The sequence below is a fragment of the Pelovirga terrestris genome, assembly GCF_014773365.1.
Classification (GTDB): domain Bacteria; phylum Desulfobacterota; class Desulfuromonadia; order Desulfuromonadales; family Geopsychrobacteraceae; genus Pelovirga; species Pelovirga terrestris.
In genome coordinates, this window is record NZ_JACWUN010000004.1 from 118,167 (window position 1) to 133,122 (window position 14,956).

Annotated in this window: 14 protein-coding genes and 1 riboswitch; of the genes, 9 read left to right on the plus strand and 5 right to left on the minus strand. The window is 52.6% G+C overall.

Annotation, left to right across the window (positions count from 1 at the left end; genetic code table 11):
- Positions 1–9: 9 nt before the first annotated feature.
- From ICT70_RS04885 to ICT70_RS04900, 4 genes are all read right to left on the minus strand, one after another.
- Complete coding sequence (locus tag ICT70_RS04885) at positions 10–372, minus strand: glycine zipper family protein (protein WP_191154274.1); 363 nt, start codon at positions 370–372, stop codon at positions 10–12.
- A gap of 107 nt (positions 373–479) precedes the next feature.
- The gene (locus ICT70_RS04890) at positions 480–3,644 is read right to left on the minus strand and encodes a UvrD-helicase domain-containing protein (RefSeq protein ID WP_191154275.1); all 3,165 of its coding nucleotides are present in this window, start codon (positions 3,642–3,644) and stop codon (positions 480–482) included.
- A gap of 1 nt (position 3,645) precedes the next feature.
- Entirely contained in the window at positions 3,646–6,378 is a 2,733-nt protein-coding gene (locus ICT70_RS04895; protein WP_191154276.1) for a PD-(D/E)XK nuclease family protein, read from the minus strand.
- A gap of 60 nt (positions 6,379–6,438) precedes the next feature.
- On the minus strand, positions 6,439–6,933 hold the full coding sequence (locus ICT70_RS04900; protein WP_191154277.1) for a hypothetical protein: 495 nt from the start codon (positions 6,931–6,933) through the stop codon (positions 6,439–6,441).
- A gap of 229 nt (positions 6,934–7,162) precedes the next feature.
- A riboswitch (cyclic di-GMP riboswitch) is annotated at positions 7,163–7,237 on the minus strand.
- A 339-nt stretch (positions 7,238–7,576) separates the two neighbouring features.
- Between ICT70_RS04900 and ICT70_RS04905 the strand changes: the two genes are divergently transcribed.
- The 6 genes from ICT70_RS04905 to ICT70_RS04930 all read left to right on the plus strand — a co-directional run bounded on the left by ICT70_RS04905 (position 7,577) and on the right by ICT70_RS04930 (position 10,609).
- Entirely contained in the window at positions 7,577–7,804 is a 228-nt protein-coding gene (locus ICT70_RS04905; protein ID WP_191154278.1) for an AbrB/MazE/SpoVT family DNA-binding domain-containing protein, read from the plus strand.
- A 4-nt stretch (positions 7,805–7,808) separates the two neighbouring features.
- A complete protein-coding gene (locus tag ICT70_RS04910; protein ID WP_191154279.1) occupies positions 7,809–8,198 on the plus strand; it encodes a type II toxin-antitoxin system death-on-curing family toxin in 390 nt (129 codons plus the stop codon).
- The gene (locus ICT70_RS15165) at positions 8,199–9,509 is read left to right on the plus strand and encodes a universal stress protein (protein ID WP_337906695.1); all 1,311 of its coding nucleotides are present in this window, start codon (positions 8,199–8,201) and stop codon (positions 9,507–9,509) included.
- 49 nt (positions 9,510–9,558) lie between these two features.
- Entirely contained in the window at positions 9,559–9,900 is a 342-nt protein-coding gene (locus ICT70_RS04920) for a hypothetical protein (protein WP_191154281.1), read from the plus strand.
- Positions 9,901–9,989: 89 nt separating this feature from the next.
- Complete coding sequence (locus ICT70_RS04925; RefSeq protein ID WP_191154282.1) at positions 9,990–10,271, plus strand: antitoxin of toxin-antitoxin stability system; 282 nt, start codon at positions 9,990–9,992, stop codon at positions 10,269–10,271.
- Positions 10,268–10,609 carry a type II toxin-antitoxin system RelE/ParE family toxin gene (locus ICT70_RS04930; protein ID WP_191154283.1) on the plus strand — a complete coding sequence of 114 codons (342 nt, stop codon included), beginning with the start codon at positions 10,268–10,270 and terminating at the stop codon, positions 10,607–10,609. The genes ICT70_RS04925 and ICT70_RS04930 overlap by 4 nt, the downstream gene beginning before the upstream one ends.
- A gap of 143 nt (positions 10,610–10,752) precedes the next feature.
- Here ICT70_RS04930 and ICT70_RS04935 read toward each other — a convergent pair whose 3' ends face one another.
- Positions 10,753–12,543, minus strand: a complete 1,791-nt coding sequence (locus ICT70_RS04935; RefSeq protein WP_191154284.1) for a methyl-accepting chemotaxis protein — start codon at positions 12,541–12,543, stop codon at positions 10,753–10,755.
- A gap of 320 nt (positions 12,544–12,863) precedes the next feature.
- Between ICT70_RS04935 and ICT70_RS04940 the strand changes: the two genes are divergently transcribed.
- From ICT70_RS04940 to ICT70_RS04950, 3 genes are read left to right on the plus strand one after another with little or no spacing between them, the layout of a single operon-like run.
- Positions 12,864–13,415 carry an NADPH-dependent FMN reductase gene (locus ICT70_RS04940; RefSeq protein WP_191154285.1) on the plus strand — a complete coding sequence of 184 codons (552 nt, stop codon included), beginning with the start codon at positions 12,864–12,866 and terminating at the stop codon, positions 13,413–13,415.
- Complete coding sequence (locus ICT70_RS04945) at positions 13,415–14,446, plus strand: FAD:protein FMN transferase (protein ID WP_224746822.1); 1,032 nt, start codon at positions 13,415–13,417, stop codon at positions 14,444–14,446. Before ICT70_RS04940 ends, ICT70_RS04945 begins: the two co-directional genes overlap by 1 nt.
- Positions 14,447–14,451: 5 nt before the next feature.
- Positions 14,452–14,943: a peptide-methionine (S)-S-oxide reductase gene (locus ICT70_RS04950; RefSeq protein WP_191154287.1), complete on the plus strand. Its 492-nt coding sequence runs from the start codon at positions 14,452–14,454 to the stop codon at positions 14,941–14,943.
- Positions 14,944–14,956: the final 13 nt, after the last annotated feature.

The following is a 14,956-nucleotide window of genomic DNA, read 5'->3' on the forward strand; positions in this document are numbered from 1 at the left end:
TAGTTCAGATCAATAAAACGGTCGATACTGAGTGCCCTCACATACCTCTTCGACCACCTGAGACTCGACACCATTTGTCACCGTTGTTCGGGTAACTTTCCTGCAATTGGTGTAACCATTGCGTTTGGTTTGATACGCTACCAGATTCCGTTCTTTTTGCTGATCTTCTGCGTAACCGCTGGCAATACCGATCATCGTACCAATGCCGGCGCCAAGCAGGGTTCCCCTGGTCGTATTTTGAACCGCATTGCCGATCAGTGCGCCTGTTGCAGCGCCAAATATTGCCTGTTGTTGCGTGGTTGGCAGATGGCCATGTCCAGCACAGCCAGTAAGCAAAACCCCAGTAAACAGCAGAATGAATGTATGTCTCATCGTTGACCTCCTCTTTTAATGAACTTGGAATACTGGATGCGCCCCTCAGGCTGCCAACATCCCATGACCTAGCGACAGTAGACGTCGCTTAGTCTCTGGCTTATTGATCAAAAGATGTCGTCAACAAGCATCACCTCCCCATAGCGAATCCAGTTAATCGCGACACCGGCAACGGGCTTATCCGGTCGGAGCTTTGCCAACACCTGCTGATAAAGCCGCAGTTGCGGCAGGTGGTGATAAAGCCGGGTCTGGCGATCATCGGTGGTATCGGACTTGTGATCGATAATCCACAACCCATCGGGTGTTTCCACCAGCAGATCGATTAAGCCGTTAATGACGCTGCCGTTGATATCGGTTGATAACACGGCAACTTCATGACGCAGGGCGTCCGGCGTAAAGGTGGTCATCAGGTATTTATGGAATTGCTCCACCTGGGAACAGATTGCCAGGAATTGATCGTCCGTCCAGGCATATCCGGTCACCTGCCGGAGTTGGTCGGCATCAGTTATATGCCCCTGAAGCTCAAAACAGCGGTGCAGCAGGGTACCGGCAGTGTTGGCGGGCAGATCGAGATTGAATTGCAGTGGTGGCGCGTAGGTCTGTACCGATACCGGAACATCAGCGACTTTCTCTTCAGCCTCGATGAGCGATGGGCGAATAGTCTCCGGGGTCAGATGGCTTGGCAAGTCGGACTTTATCAGTGCCCGGCGACCAATGACCGGCAGCGTATCGCGACTAGGGGCTAGTTCCGATTCAAAGAGCTCGTGGCGATCCTTACCGGCGCGGATGGCTCGGCAGGGGTAGCTCTGCCCCTGCAGGCTCAGTTGATTCGCTGCCTGGACCATGCCGGTTTTTTCGACCAGCAGTTCCCAGTAGGTCAGAGAGGTTCTGTCCTTGCCGTTATCGAGATAGCTTGGCCACTCAAGGATTATTTTCTCGCGGGATCGGGTCAGAGCCACATACAACAGGCGGGTGGCGGAATCCTTGGCGACGGGCCAAAGGGTCTCCAGCAGGGGTTCGTTCTTTTCCGGTGCCACATACTGGGGGGAGATATCGATCCGTGCCTTTTGCAGGATCTGATCAAGATCACTGAAATCTTCGTAATTGATATCAAGGCTGGGCAAAGGGTTGAGGATTTCGCTGTCAGTAGCAGCAACAACCACAATGGGCCATTCTCTGCCTTTGGAGCGATGCCAGGTGACAAGCTCAATGGCGTCCTCATCCTGAACGCGGTAGGGGGGCTGGGTATTGTCGCGTTCGGCGCGGGTGCGCAGCCAGGACAAAAAGCTTTTCAGCTCCGTGCCATAGTAGCCGCCGCTGGCCAGGGCATCACGGTTGCCGTTTTCAAATTCCAGAGCTTCAGCCTGCAAGCGCAGCAGGTTGGCGCGTGCCTGGGGTGCTTCAGGCCAGATAGAAACGGTCGTCAACAGATCAAGGGCAGCCAGGGTTTCTGCCATCACGGTGGAGACCGACCGACCCGTTGCACCATCACGGACCTGCAGCAATGCTGTGATGGCGGGACTGGCGGGCCATTCCCCCTTGATCATGGTGGTCAGGGCGCTTTCCAGCGTATCTGTACCCAGCTCCGTTACGGCCAGATACAGGGCGGCATGCCGGTCCGTCGGGTCGGCCACCAGGGACAAGGCGTGGTACGCCAACTGAATAATGCGTGATTCAAACCAGCCTTCTTCCCGGGTTCGGGTGCGCAAGCCCACGGATCTTAAGATCTCAGCGTAGGTTGTCAGGCGGCTGTTGCGAGGGCAGATTACCGCAATATCGCCACCGCGCACGGGGCGCATCTTCTTTGTTATCCGGTCAAAGACCTCACCGCCTTCATCGAGCAGAGCCTTGATGCGGGCAACCGTGTGTTCTGCTCTGGTCTGTTGGGTCGCACGGGCAGTGAAATCGATCACCTCCAGGGATGACAGTGAACTTGGAAAATCCGCCTTAGGTTCAAGAGCGGTATAGTCGCTGCCGAACAGTCCCCTGCCGATAGCGTTGACCCAGGGCATGAGGTTTGGATGGGTGCGCCAGTTTCCGGTTAGGGGGCGACAGGCAGACGGATTGTTCTTTTGCAGTTCCTCCAGCAGGCGGGCGTCGGCATTCTGAAAGCCCATGATCGCCTGTTTGAGATCCCCGACAATCAGAGTGGGGATCCCGGCACGATGAAACATCCACAACAGGGCAAACTGCAACGGGTTGGTATCCTGAAATTCATCAATCACCAGACAATCAATCCGCTCTTTGAGTAAACTCAACACCGCCGGTTTATCCATGAGCATCTTCAGCGCCTGAGCCAGCATGTCGGTGTAGTCGAGCAGGCCGCGTTCCATTTTGCGCTGGGCATACAGATCAAGGGAATCCTGGGCGGTTTGAAGCATGGCGCCGGCATGGTCGCTGGCATCGGTGAGAGGGCCGGGATGATCGAGCAAGCTATCAGCGGCTGAAATCACCTCCTGGATCAACCGATCGTAGCCTTCAGGTAAAGGATTCCGCGGAGTAGAGGTCTGCAGCCCACGCAACTGCTGCCAGAGTTTCCAGTCGTTATTGAGATTGAATACATTGGCAGCTTGACGCAGCAGGTTGAAGTCGTCCTTGAGCTTTTTCGCGACCCCTTTGGTTTTGCAATAGGCTGACACATCTTCGGGGAATTGCTTGAGCACACACTGAACCGCGTGGTGCAGTCTCTGCTGTAACAGGGTGGCGTCACCGGTGGGGCCGTATACGTTCTGGATTCGTGCAATAGCTTGTGCTGCCAAGTGGTCGTCTTTTTCCAAGCGCCCGATGGAACGCAGCTTGTTCATCAACTCAAGTACCGCACCGCGAAACGCATCCTCCGGGCTGCTGTTGCTATTGAAGTCATAGCGATATCCGAAACGCTGCAGATCCTTCATGATCGGGACGGAGTGATTGGTCCCGGAGAGGGCAAGGCGGATCAGAACATTTTCTTCGTCTTCCGTGAGCAGGCGCGGTGATGGGTTGAGTCCGGCATCAAAGGCAAATTCGCTGAGCAGGCGCAAACCAAAGCCGTGGATCGTGGAGATGTAGGACTGCTGCAGTTGCAGGGCATCAAGGGGACGTTTTTTGCCGATCAGCTCCGTCCGGATGCGACCACGCAGTTCGGCGGCGGCCGCTTCGGTAAAGGTCACGGCAATGATGCTGTCGGGGCGAACCTGCCCATCCACCACCCATTGCGCCAGGGTGGTCTGGATACTGTAGGTTTTTCCGGAACCGGCACCGGCGGGAATGATGGTTAACAGGGGTAAGGTCATGTTAATCCTCCTGCCGCGCCGGGTGCATGAACAGGCGAATCAAGGGGCTTCTGTCGAGGGCGTACAAAGGAATGCCGGCGTTTTTGTCGAACCATTTTTCATCAGAGGCGCTATTAAGCAGCACCTGGCCTCTTTTTACTTGAGCCAGACGTTCTTTAAGCAACGGCAGAGCGTTAACCGACACATCCGCACCCAGTTCTTCGATGTTCCGGATACGACCTGCGGTCCAGCCATCGGTGTCGGCCAAAGCCACCTGGTCATTCATCAGGTAGTACATGGCGCCGATGGGGCGATCCTGCGCAACCGTGACTTTGGTGCCGTCGGATGAGCGGAAGGTGCCGCTACCAGACTGCAGCATGATCCGATAGAGGGAAGCCTGACTGTCGTAACCTTTGTGCATCCGCTCCTTACGCTTTTTACTGGAACTTTTTTTGTAATCAACAACGTAGATCTTGCCGTCGGGCAGCTGCAGCAGCAGATCGGCGCTGCCATGGATTGCCTGCGTGTCAAACGTCCCTTTCAGCCATACCTCAACCCCCAGGATGGTCGCCCCCAGGGTGTCAAGAATCTCCCGGAAGCGCATTGCGGCGGTTGTGATTTCCTTTTCCAGATGGAAGCGCTCAACCTGCCATTCCGGTCGGTTTAAGAAAGGCTTGATGTTAATGATGGTTTGTTTGAGCAATTGCGGCACCAGCTGTTCGATATCGACAAGAGAGGACACCGGGATGCCCGGGGCAAACAGCCGTTCAAACACCGCGTGGGCCAGGGTTCCCTTGGCCATGACATCCAGGGACTCGGGTTCCCAGTCCGGCGGAATCAGGCGCGCCCGATCCAGCAGCCAGGCCAGAGGTGAGGTCATCAGGGTTTCCAGACTACTGGGGGACTGAGCGCGAATACTACCGTCGCGATTCTTCAGGATGGCAAGCAGATCGATTTGCAACGCGGGATCGGAAATTTCAAGCCCACGTGGTGCTGTGGAACACTCCGTATCCGCTATGGCCAGGCCAAAGGCTCGGCTGCGGCCAGCCTCCGTATCAAGGTCGAGGATCAGGTCTTCGGGTTCCTGCACCTGCGGAAACAGTTGTGCCATAAAGGCCAGGCTGGAGGAGGGGTAGAGGGCGTTGCCGGCGAGATCAAGGCGGCTTGACAGAAAATGAACACGGGATGTTGTTGCCTGCAACTGCCTGACGAACAAGCTGCGCAACCGCTCATCACCAGCAACAACAGTATCCAGGTTAAAACCCTGCTGCTTTAGCACTTCCCGGTCAGCGGCAGAAAAAACCGCTGATGCAGGTGGAGATTGAGGGTAATGGCCATCATTGAACCCAAGGACAAAAAGCTCTGTTACCTCACGCCAGGGTTCCTGATGTTCGTAAAAAACAGCAATCCCTTCGCGGGTCGGTTCGGCAGCTACCTCTCGTGTCAGTGATTCAGGTGCTGCCTGGCGTAGCATCTCTTCCCACGGTATCTGCTCAGATTCCCGCAACAGATCAAGCAGGTCGGCACAGAGCCCCGTTGCTCGCTGGCGGTGAAGTTCATATTCCGGATCAGCGTTTAATTGGGCTGGCAATGCCGTCAGCACTGCGCGTAAATCGGCAGAGGTAGCGATACCATCACGGATCAGGGTCAACAGTGATCGGCCCAGAGGAGTTGGAGGTTCAACGTCTTTGAGGGTGTAGTCCCCTGCCATCAGGGTGTTGGCGACCTCAAAGCCGAAGGATCGCGACCAGGGAAGCAACGCTGATGTCGCAAAGGCGGCCATCGCCATCGTTGGAGCGGGCTTTTTCGCGGACTGCAGCAGATAAAACACCACCTCTTTGCCCAGATCGCGTTCTGTTTGCTGCTGAACCAAACCGGACAGCGGCAAGCCGGCAGCGCGAAATACTTCGTTTACCGCACTGGAATAATAGGCATTGTTCGGCAACAACAGCCCGATGGTGTTTGTACCTGAATCCCGCCCGGTACGCAGTGCGGTCTGAATCATGCCGGCGGCAATTTCAACTTCTTCCAGGGGATCGCGAACCGCCAGCCACTGCAAGGAATCATCCAATTGACCTGTGACAGTCGTTGTTGTGTACAGATGATGATGCAGCAGACCAAGGGAGGTAGCAGAAACGGGGGGAACGGGTCGCTGAAGGAAGTCCGCGCCGTTGACGGGTTCATTGCCGTCGGCACTGTCATTGTTAAGTCGGTGGATCAAAGCTCTGATCCAGGGGTCGAGGGATTCCCGTGGCTCAACAGCATACACCTTGATCCGGCGCAAGCTGCGATTCTTATCGGCTTGCAATACCCGCTGGACGATAGCCAAATCATCCGGGAGACAGTAATCCATTGCTTGCTGCAACAGGGTCAAATCATCCAGATGCTGCTGCGCTCGTTGCGACAAGGAGGAGATCGATCGCTGTGAGAATAAACTTTCGGGAGCAGAGCTGCGAATCAGAATATCGAGTTCACGGGAGATGATCGCTCTGGTCTGTTCAGGAGCAACGGCATAGCTGCCGGACCAGAAGACATCAGTAAGCCGGGGAAGAGTTTCAGTCAGAACCGGTTGCCACTGTGGCTCAGCAGGAGGTATCAGATACGCATCAGCCGCTGCCTGCAACAGTTCAAGCCAGGTCCCCACCTGCAGATTGAAACCAATCCCCGCCTCAGCGATGCGCCGGCGATAAGCGCGTGCTTCGGCACGATCCCGGCACAGGATAAAAATTCTGCAATCTGGAAGTAAAGTACCCATACCAAGCCTTGTTAATAGAAGTCAGCCACATGGAGCAGGATGCACCAGACGCTTCAAGCGCTATATCTCTGAAATGCCTCTTTCCTTCATTTCATCGATTGTCAGCAACTCTTCCGATTCCACAGATCCTGCGTTGACGAAAAGATGGAGATAGTGAGTGAAATAATTTCTGTGCAGTCCCGAAGGGTAGCCAATGACTTTTCCAGCAGGACACACCAGTGAACCTGTGTACCAACCTGCAAACACCGGGCTTTGGTCATCAGGAAATAAAATATTTAACAGGCAATCTGGTCTTGATATCTTTCTGTCGGGATACTTTTGCGCCACATATTCTCTGGCTATCTCCAGGTTTATTTCTTTGGTGACAATGTCCATCAAATAAAGGCGCCCCTCAACAATTTCCCACGATGCTATGTAGCCTCGATAACAACCAGTATGCATATGGCGCAGGCGCAATTTCCGGTAGTTTTTATTCAAAAAACTAGAGAGGGGCTCATTATGGAGTTGATGTTCTGTTCCTTGATACAAGAGTTTTTCACTGAGCTGCCTGGTCATAAGAACTCCGAAACCACATTAGGGTGATTGTTGTTGCCAACGAATGATTGGAGTAAGACTAGCTCTTGCACACGACAAATGGTGTCGCTTACAAAGTCCTTGCCGATACAGGAAAAAATTGCCCGTAAAATCTCAGTAAAGAGCCTGGCGTCCCTAGCAACAAAAACCCGCCATTTCGGAGAGACCGAACAACATGGCGGGATATATTTTTTTTCTCAATTTTTATAATCATAACAACCCCACTGACCCTTTAGGTCTGGTAGCTTTGCGTCGCCAGATTACTCTGGTTTTGCCTTTTTATGATTTTTGCTGAACTGCTGCGCTGCGTGCTTGACGCTATTCTACATACGATTTCTGACAAATATCTGAATGGGAAAACATGATGACCATTTTTTTAACTTTTTTTTCGGAAGAGGGTGACGGAAGTTAGTCAGGTCGATTGTCCGATAAGTTATCTTACAGCATTTTTGCTGATCAAGGTTCTCAATTTTGAAATGTCCTGCAAACCCTGACTTGTTGGACATTCATGTTGCCCCTGCTGCGCAATTATCACTTATGTGCAATAACAGCTGCTTGACTATGACAAATCAATGTATTAACATTGTGGCTACATAGTCATTACTAGACAGGGAGGTGCGGACTCATGATCAAAACGTTGACCAAGCATGGAAACAGTATGGCACTGGTGATTGAAAAGCCTGTTTTGGAATTGTTAGGGGTCAATGCGGAAACACCCTTCGATATTTCCACCGATGGACAGGTTCTCATTCTTGCGCCAGTCAGGGATATCAACCGTCAAGATTCATTCAGGGCAGCTTTAGATAAAGTCAATGCCCGGTATCCAAAAGCGCTGAAGAAATTGTCGGAGTAGGGCATTGGACCCAAATTTTCTTACATTGCCGGAAGTTTTGGAGATTCACCAAAACCAGACAAATCTATATGGAGGTGATCCGGGGATCAGAGATATGGGTTTGCTAAAATCCGCTATCGGGATGTCTTCCGCTACGTATGGTGGAGAATTCCTGCATACCGATATCTTTGAAATGGCGGCGGCATATCTATTTCACCTCGTCAAAAATCACCCATTTGTAGATGGCAACAAACGTGTCGGAGCTGTATCCGCTCTCGTTTTTCTCGTCCTGAACGGTTTTGAACTTGATGCACCTGAAGACGACTTTGCCGATCTTGTCTTGGGTGTTGCACAAGGAAAAATCGACAAGGCTCAGGTGGCTGTCTTTTTGAAGCCATACTCAAAGGAAATTTGAATCACAACTACCTCCCGTGCCAAGACAGACCCACTGCTGTCCGACAAACGGGAAATCGATTCCCTCCATGGTCGCATTGCCATCGGTTTTCTGATTGTTCAGGATATCGCCGTCATCCTCGCCATGATCGGCCTCACTGCTCTGGGGGCCGAACAGGACTCCGGCCACCTGCTTAAAGATGGCCTGATCGTTCTAGGCAAGGGGGTTGCCCTGCTGGCAGGGGTTGCCCTGCTGATGCGATTTATTCTGCCGAAGCTGCTGCCAGCCATGGCACGCACCCAGGAACTGCTGGTGCTTTTTTCCATCGCCTGGGCGGTACTCTTTGCCGCCGGTGGCGACATGCTCGGTTTCAGCAAAGAGGTAGGTGCTTTCCTGGCCGGGGTGTCTCTGGCGTCGACCCATTTTCGCGAGATGATCGCCGTGCGCCTGACCAGCCTGCGCGACTTTCTGCTGCTGTTTTTCTTTATCGGTCTCGGCGCGCAACTCGACCTGTCGTTACTTGGGGCGCAGATCTTTCCGGCGCTGATTTTTTCCGTGTTTGTTCTGGTTGGCAACCCGATTATTGTCATGATCATCATGGGGTACAGACCGTCTGCTCACTCTTTGACACATTTTAGTCAGCATCTGGAAATGCTTGATTTAAACGGAGTTAACTGGCAACCACTGGTGAACAGTGGCAAGCCCTTTGTTGAAATCATTAAAACATCCCGCGACATAGGTGCTGACCTGATTCTGATCGGTGCCCACGGCAGTGATTTTTTCGAGGAGCTTTTCGTCGGCACAACGGCAGAGCGTGTCGCACGGAAAAGTGAACTTCCGGTATTGATTGTCAAACAGCCTCCTTCGACCCCATTGTGCCGGCGCATTCTGGTTCCTACAGACTTTTCCACTGCAGCTACGGAGGCCGCGCTATACGCCCAAGTTATCGCCCCGGAAGCAAAATTTGATTATGTGCATATTTATTCTTTGTGGGGTGACGGAAAACTAACCCCTACCACTGCCATGGATGAACAGCATCAGCTGATGCACGACAATATTCGAGCAAAGGCTGAAAATCAGATGCGGGAATGGCTTGACGCCGGCGTCGGACGCGACCATAACTACCGCTATCATCTTCGCCCGGGCCGCCCTGGAACTATCATTCCAAAGCTCGCCGAGGAATTGAACAATGACCTGATCATCATGAGCACCAGAGGACAGTCTTCACTAGCCTACGCTCTTCTCGGCAACGTTACCGAGCACACCCTAAAACAAAGCAGGTGCGATCTGCTCACCTTACGCCCGACAAATTTTCATTTCGAGTTGATCTGAGACAAACCCCTCTGGAGAAAGTGTATTAATCCGTCTATCATTCTTCGACATGGTTTGGGTTGCAACCGAACGGTCTCAACATAACCGCCCTCACCCCAATCATCAACGTGATGAAATTCTCTCCGGGGCGGGCGGCGCGTCCAGCGGATTCACCAACAAGGAAGCATGGCGTGAGAAAAAAAGGGGTGTAAAAATATTTTTCCGCGATCAGATTGTGCCGTTGGTGCTGGCGGTTCTGACCGGTATTCTCTATACCATCTCGTTGCGCTATTTCGTTTTTCCGGCAAAAGGCATCCTTACCGGAACGGAAGGAATCGCTGCAGCAACCGCCTATTTAGGTTGTCCTCCTCGGGTCATTTTTTTATGGTCGTCTGTCCCTACCAGTCAATAGCCGTCCTGTTTGTCGGTACCAACGATTTATCGTGCGCTAGGTACTAAGATCGTATATACTATGTTAGTACCTTTGCAAGGGAGCGCATTATGTCAAAAGAAGCTGTTTTCACGATGAAGCTGGAGCCGGAACTGCGCGCAGAATTCATGGCCGAGGCGGCCGGTGAAGATCGACCAGCATCTCAGGTCATGCGCGAGTTGATGCGCGACTATATCGAACAACGCCGTTTGGCACGCGAATATGACGACTATCTCCATCGCAAGGTCGAAGCCGGTCGTGCCTCGATGCGCGACAATCGTGGTCGATCAAATGATGAAGTTGAGGCTGTGTTCGCTGCCAGGCGTAACCAGGTAGCGGCAGATCAGGCATGATCGTTGTCTGGACGCCAGAAGCAGAACAAGACCGCGCTGATATTTGGGACTACATCGTGGTCGACAACCCCGGAGCGGCTGTCCATATGGATGAGCTTTTTAGCGGTGCTGCTGAGCGACTAACACTAGCCGCGCATCCTAAGATGGGCAAAGCAGGAAGGGTTCCAGGCACCCGTGAACTGATACCGCATGAAAACTATTGTTTGGTATACGAGATTGACGGACACACGGTGTGGGTGTTGGCTTTGGTGCATACCGCCCGGCAATGGCCACAAGCGCGGGAACAAAAGCGGGTCGCTAGTCTTTCGGCCTCACTGCTCCATTACGCTGACCCTTGACAATAAGTTTCGGATTCTTTCCTGTCAAAGCATGGAAACATCGGTCCAACCGAGCAAGGTATGTTGAATTTTAAGCTAAGGGTGTGATTCAACGCGCTAGAGGGTATAAAAAGGGCGCAATAAATTGCGCCCCAACAGATCGTCTATTTCAACAAAGTCTTTGGATCAAAACCGATTCTCACCGCTCCCCAATGTTTGCTGTTGATCTGCACTGGGAGGGACAGGTCGCTCAGAATTTCCCCGGTGTCGCGCATATAGGTCTGGAGTAGAAAGTTTTCACTGTTACGGGCGCTGCGTAAGCCAGTTTTATCGTTAAATAATCGCTTGTCGCGGCTATTTAAGGTGTCCACATCGGGGTCCCCGCTCAGCGGCCTGGTGTACTGGCTGTTATGGGTAGGGGCATAACCGTTGGTGTCAACACAGATGGCATAGATGCCGGAGGCAACCTGTTTCAATACCTGGTCGCACAGGGGTTGCAGGCGCTGGGCAAAGATTTGGTCGTAGCTGGTGCGATATTTGGTCGGTTGGGTGCCGGGAAGCTGCTGGTAGGAGGTATCGAATACATTGCTGCCGGATTTCACCAGGGTCGTGATTTGTTCGGCGGCTTGATCACGGAATTGCCGCCCGGCGCTTAGAATCTGTTCAAAAGGTCCTTCGCCGGTAATAAAGCGGGATACCAGCTCCTGCAAATCTTCGCTGGTTTTTTGCAAATCGGTAGCGACTTCTTCTGATGAATCGGTTTTTTCCGCAACGATCATGCTTAATTCATTGATGTTCTCGACCTGCTCATGGGTCTGCATGGTGGCCGCCGAGATCTCTTCAACCGAAGCGGTGATATGGGTCAGCAGGTTGTGGTTTGCTTCAAAGTCCCTGATCATCCCTTCGTAGCTGTCATAGGCGGTTTGTGAAGCGTTCATGGTGTTGCCGGCAGCCTCATTAATTGCTTTGGACTCACTTAGGGCGCGGTCAATACTGGCCAACATATCAGTGATTTGACCGGCAATCTGTTCACTGGCCTGGTTGGCCTGTTCGGCCAGTTTTTTTACCTCACTGGCAACTACAGAAAAGCCCTTGCCCGCCTGGCCGGCGCGGGCCGCTTCTACCGCTGCATTAAGGGAGAGCAACCCGGTCTGGAACGATATCCCCTGAATGGTGGAGATGATCTTGCGAATGTCGCGGGATTTGACCCCCATCTCTTTAATCGACAGGTCATGCTGGTGGATCTGTGCCAACATGGTTCCCATGTTCTGGTTAACCGCCTTCAGTTCGTTCATCGATTGGCGCGCGGAATCGAGATTGTCTGAGGTAGAGGAAGCAATCTTCTGGGTGCTATCGGAAATCGTATTCAGGGTTTGGGTGGCAACCTGACTGTTACCGAATACCAGGCGCGACAGCTCGCCCTGTTCACAGGCCCTGGTTGATGCCTCCCGGGCCTGGGTCACCACGGTGGCAGCACCCACCGCCGTATTGATGCCCATCCGTCGCAACGTCAGAACCGTCTGTTTAAGGCGGATTACAAAATCGTTGTAGTTTTTAGCCAGGTCACGAAATTCATCGTGGGTTTCGACCGTAAGCTGACCCGTAAGATTCATGTCACCGGAAGTCATCGCTGCCAGTTGCTGATTCAGTTTATGGACCGGGTGCACGATCAGATAGATCATAAATAATAATGAACCGATCATCGCTGCTACCGAGATACCGATAATCACGACCGCTTGCCAGAGAGTGCGGTCGGCAAGCGCTGCAATCTGATCGGGATTCGTCATGCCGGTACTGCCCGCCAGTTCGCGCAGTCCGTTGATATTGAAGAAAAGAATCCCCAGTAGAAGTAGTTGCAGTATCAGCAACAGTCCGATGTTGCCGGAAAGCTTAAGGGTCAGATTGAAAAAGAAGCGTTTTTCCAGCCAGGCGTAAAGATTACGAAAAAAACTCATGGAGAAACCTCATTTATGTATGGTTCGAGGCGTAAAGGCCATCGGCTTATTGATCCTTTTCAGGATCATTCTGTGCTACCTTTAGAGACTGTTTTTCAATAATTCATGGTTTATCAGGACGTGCATCGAAAAAATAGAACGAAGTTATGTTTTCTCTTCGGATGCCCAGATTCTTACAGAAACAGAAGAAAGTCAACATAAAAATAAATACTTACTCATTGTCCCAGGACAATAATAAAGGGTTAATTTGTTCTTTAGCAGGGAACTCGTGGGTCACAATGTGGCAAACGACAAACACCAACAGTTGAGGATATTCGCCTATGGAAGCGATCAACGTATTAGGGATCAGTGGCAGCCTGCGCAAAGCCTCGACCAACCGGGGACTACTGCGCTGGGCTCAGAATTGCGCCCCGGAGGGAATGCAGATAGAAACAGCGGATCTGAGTGAAATCCCTTTTTTTAATGCCGATCATCAGCACGATCAAGCTGAAGCGGTGTTGACCTTGATGCACCAGGCTGAAGGGGCCGATGCTCTGTTGCTGGCCTGTCCGGAATACAATTATTCCCTGGCCCCGGCGCTTAAAAATGCTCTCGACTGGTTGTCGCGGGCTCCGGACAATCATCTGTTGGCGGGCAAGCCAGTGGCGATCATGAGTTCAGGTGGTGGCCAGGGGGGTGCCAGGGCCCAGTATCACCTGCGCCAGGTTTGCGTTTACCTCAATCTGCATCCCCTTAACAAGCCGGAAATCTTCTGCCATGCTTTCGGGAGCAGCTTTGACCCGCAGGGGAATCTGGTTGATGACAAGATACAGAAGCAGATACGCGAGCTGCTCGCGGCGCTTGCTGATTGGCACGGCAGGATCAGGCGTTGATGAGGGCTATTTTGCGTTTGTTGTTGATTGCTTGTGTTGTTTTGCTGTCAGTAACAGGCTGTCAGCAGCAGCCGGCAACGGACCCCTATTTGCAGTTGTCAGGGCAGACCATGGGCACGACCTGGTCCGTTGCATTGCGTTCTACCAACACCTCAGATTTAGCCGGGATCAAGGCTGGATTGCATCAGCGCCTTGACGGCCTCAACGCGCTGATGTCGACGTATGATTCTTCATCAGAGATTTCCCGTTTTAATCAGGACTCCGGCAACGACTGGTTTCCAGTCAGTGAAGATACCGCTCGGGTGGTTGCGTTGGCGCTGGAGATCAGCCGCCTGACGGATGGGGCCTTTGATGTCAGTGTTGGGCCCCTGGTTGAACTCTGGGGCTTCGGTGCACGACCGCGGCAATCTTCACCCCCTACCTCTGAACAGATAGCGGCGGTTCTCGCTGCCGTCGGTTACGAAAATCTGGAGCTGCGCCGCGATCCTGCGGCGATCCGTAAAAAAATTCCGCAGCTGCGGATCGATTTCGCAGCTATAGCCAAAGGATACGCCGTTGATCTGCTGGCCCACTACCTTGACCAGCAGCAGATCGAACATTACCTGGTAGAAATTGGTGGTGAGCTGAAAATGAGGGGGGTGCGCAACGATGGCAGTCCCTGGCGCGTTGCCATTGAGCAGCCGTTGGACAGCAGCCGCAAGGTAGCAGCAATTTTTCCCTTGACCGATATCGCATTGGCAACCTCAGGGAATTATCGAAATTATTACGAGGAAAACGGCCGCCGCTATGTTCATACCATCGATCCGGTCAGCGGCAAGCCAATCCAACATCAACTTGCCTCAGCAACGGTTCTTGACCCTCTTGCTGCCCGGGCGGATGCTCTGGCGACGGCATTGATGGTGATGGGAGAGCATCGCGGCAGGCAGTTCTGCGAAGAACACCAGATTGCCGCGTACTTTATTATTCACCACAACACGGAGATGACCAGCTATTCCAGCCCGGCTTTGCAAGGGTTGCTGGAGCAGAGATAAGCGCCATGAGACTTGAGACCATCTATTTTGCCGGTGGCTGTTTGTGGGGCGTTCAGGCCTTTGTTAAAACCCTGCCAGGGGTAATCCTGACCGAGGCCGGGCGGGCCAATGGCAGGACCAATTCCCTTGATGGTGAGTACGATGGTTACGCCGAGTGCGTGAAAACCCTCTTTGACGCTGATCGCACGACGCTGGAGCACCTGTTGAGATGTTTTTTTGAAATTATTGATCCCTATAGTGTCAACCGACAGGGAGAAGATGTGGGGTTGAAATACCGAACAGGGATCTACAGTAGGGCTCCGCAACACTTAGAAATAGCTCGGCGGTTTATTGATACCAGAGCCGATGCGGAAAACATTGTTGTTGAAGTGCTTCCCCTTGCTCACTATGTAAAAAGTGCAGAGGAGCATCAGGATCGTCTGGCGCGATGCCCTTCTGATTACTGTCACATCCCGCTGGAAATGTTGAATAAATATAAACATCGAAGGGAACAGTAGTTCAGAGGTTATG

Excerpts from the sequence above, each read along its gene's own strand:
- ICT70_RS04900 (WP_191154277.1), bottom strand. The coding sequence starts at position 6,933 with ATGACCAGGCAGCTCAGTGAAAAACTCTTGTATCAAGGAACAGAACAT.
- ICT70_RS04890 (WP_191154275.1), bottom strand. The coding sequence starts at position 3,644 with ATGACCTTACCCCTGTTAACCATCATTCCCGCCGGTGCCGGTTCCGGA.
- ICT70_RS04925 (WP_191154282.1), top strand. The coding sequence starts at position 9,990 with ATGTCAAAAGAAGCTGTTTTCACGATGAAGCTGGAGCCGGAACTGCGC.
- ICT70_RS04945 (WP_224746822.1), top strand. The coding sequence starts at position 13,415 with ATGAGGGCTATTTTGCGTTTGTTGTTGATTGCTTGTGTTGTTTTGCTG.
- ICT70_RS04885 (WP_191154274.1), bottom strand. The coding sequence starts at position 372 with ATGAGACATACATTCATTCTGCTGTTTACTGGGGTTTTGCTTACTGGC.
- ICT70_RS04950 (WP_191154287.1), top strand. The coding sequence starts at position 14,452 with ATGAGACTTGAGACCATCTATTTTGCCGGTGGCTGTTTGTGGGGCGTT.
- ICT70_RS04930 (WP_191154283.1), top strand. The coding sequence starts at position 10,268 with ATGATCGTTGTCTGGACGCCAGAAGCAGAACAAGACCGCGCTGATATT.
- ICT70_RS04895 (WP_191154276.1), bottom strand. The coding sequence starts at position 6,378 with ATGGGTACTTTACTTCCAGATTGCAGAATTTTTATCCTGTGCCGGGAT.
- ICT70_RS04905 (WP_191154278.1), top strand. The coding sequence starts at position 7,577 with ATGATCAAAACGTTGACCAAGCATGGAAACAGTATGGCACTGGTGATT.
- ICT70_RS04935 (WP_191154284.1), bottom strand. The coding sequence starts at position 12,543 with ATGAGTTTTTTTCGTAATCTTTACGCCTGGCTGGAAAAACGCTTCTTT.
- ICT70_RS04920 (WP_191154281.1), top strand. The coding sequence starts at position 9,559 with ATGGTTTGGGTTGCAACCGAACGGTCTCAACATAACCGCCCTCACCCC.
- ICT70_RS04940 (WP_191154285.1), top strand. The coding sequence starts at position 12,864 with ATGGAAGCGATCAACGTATTAGGGATCAGTGGCAGCCTGCGCAAAGCC.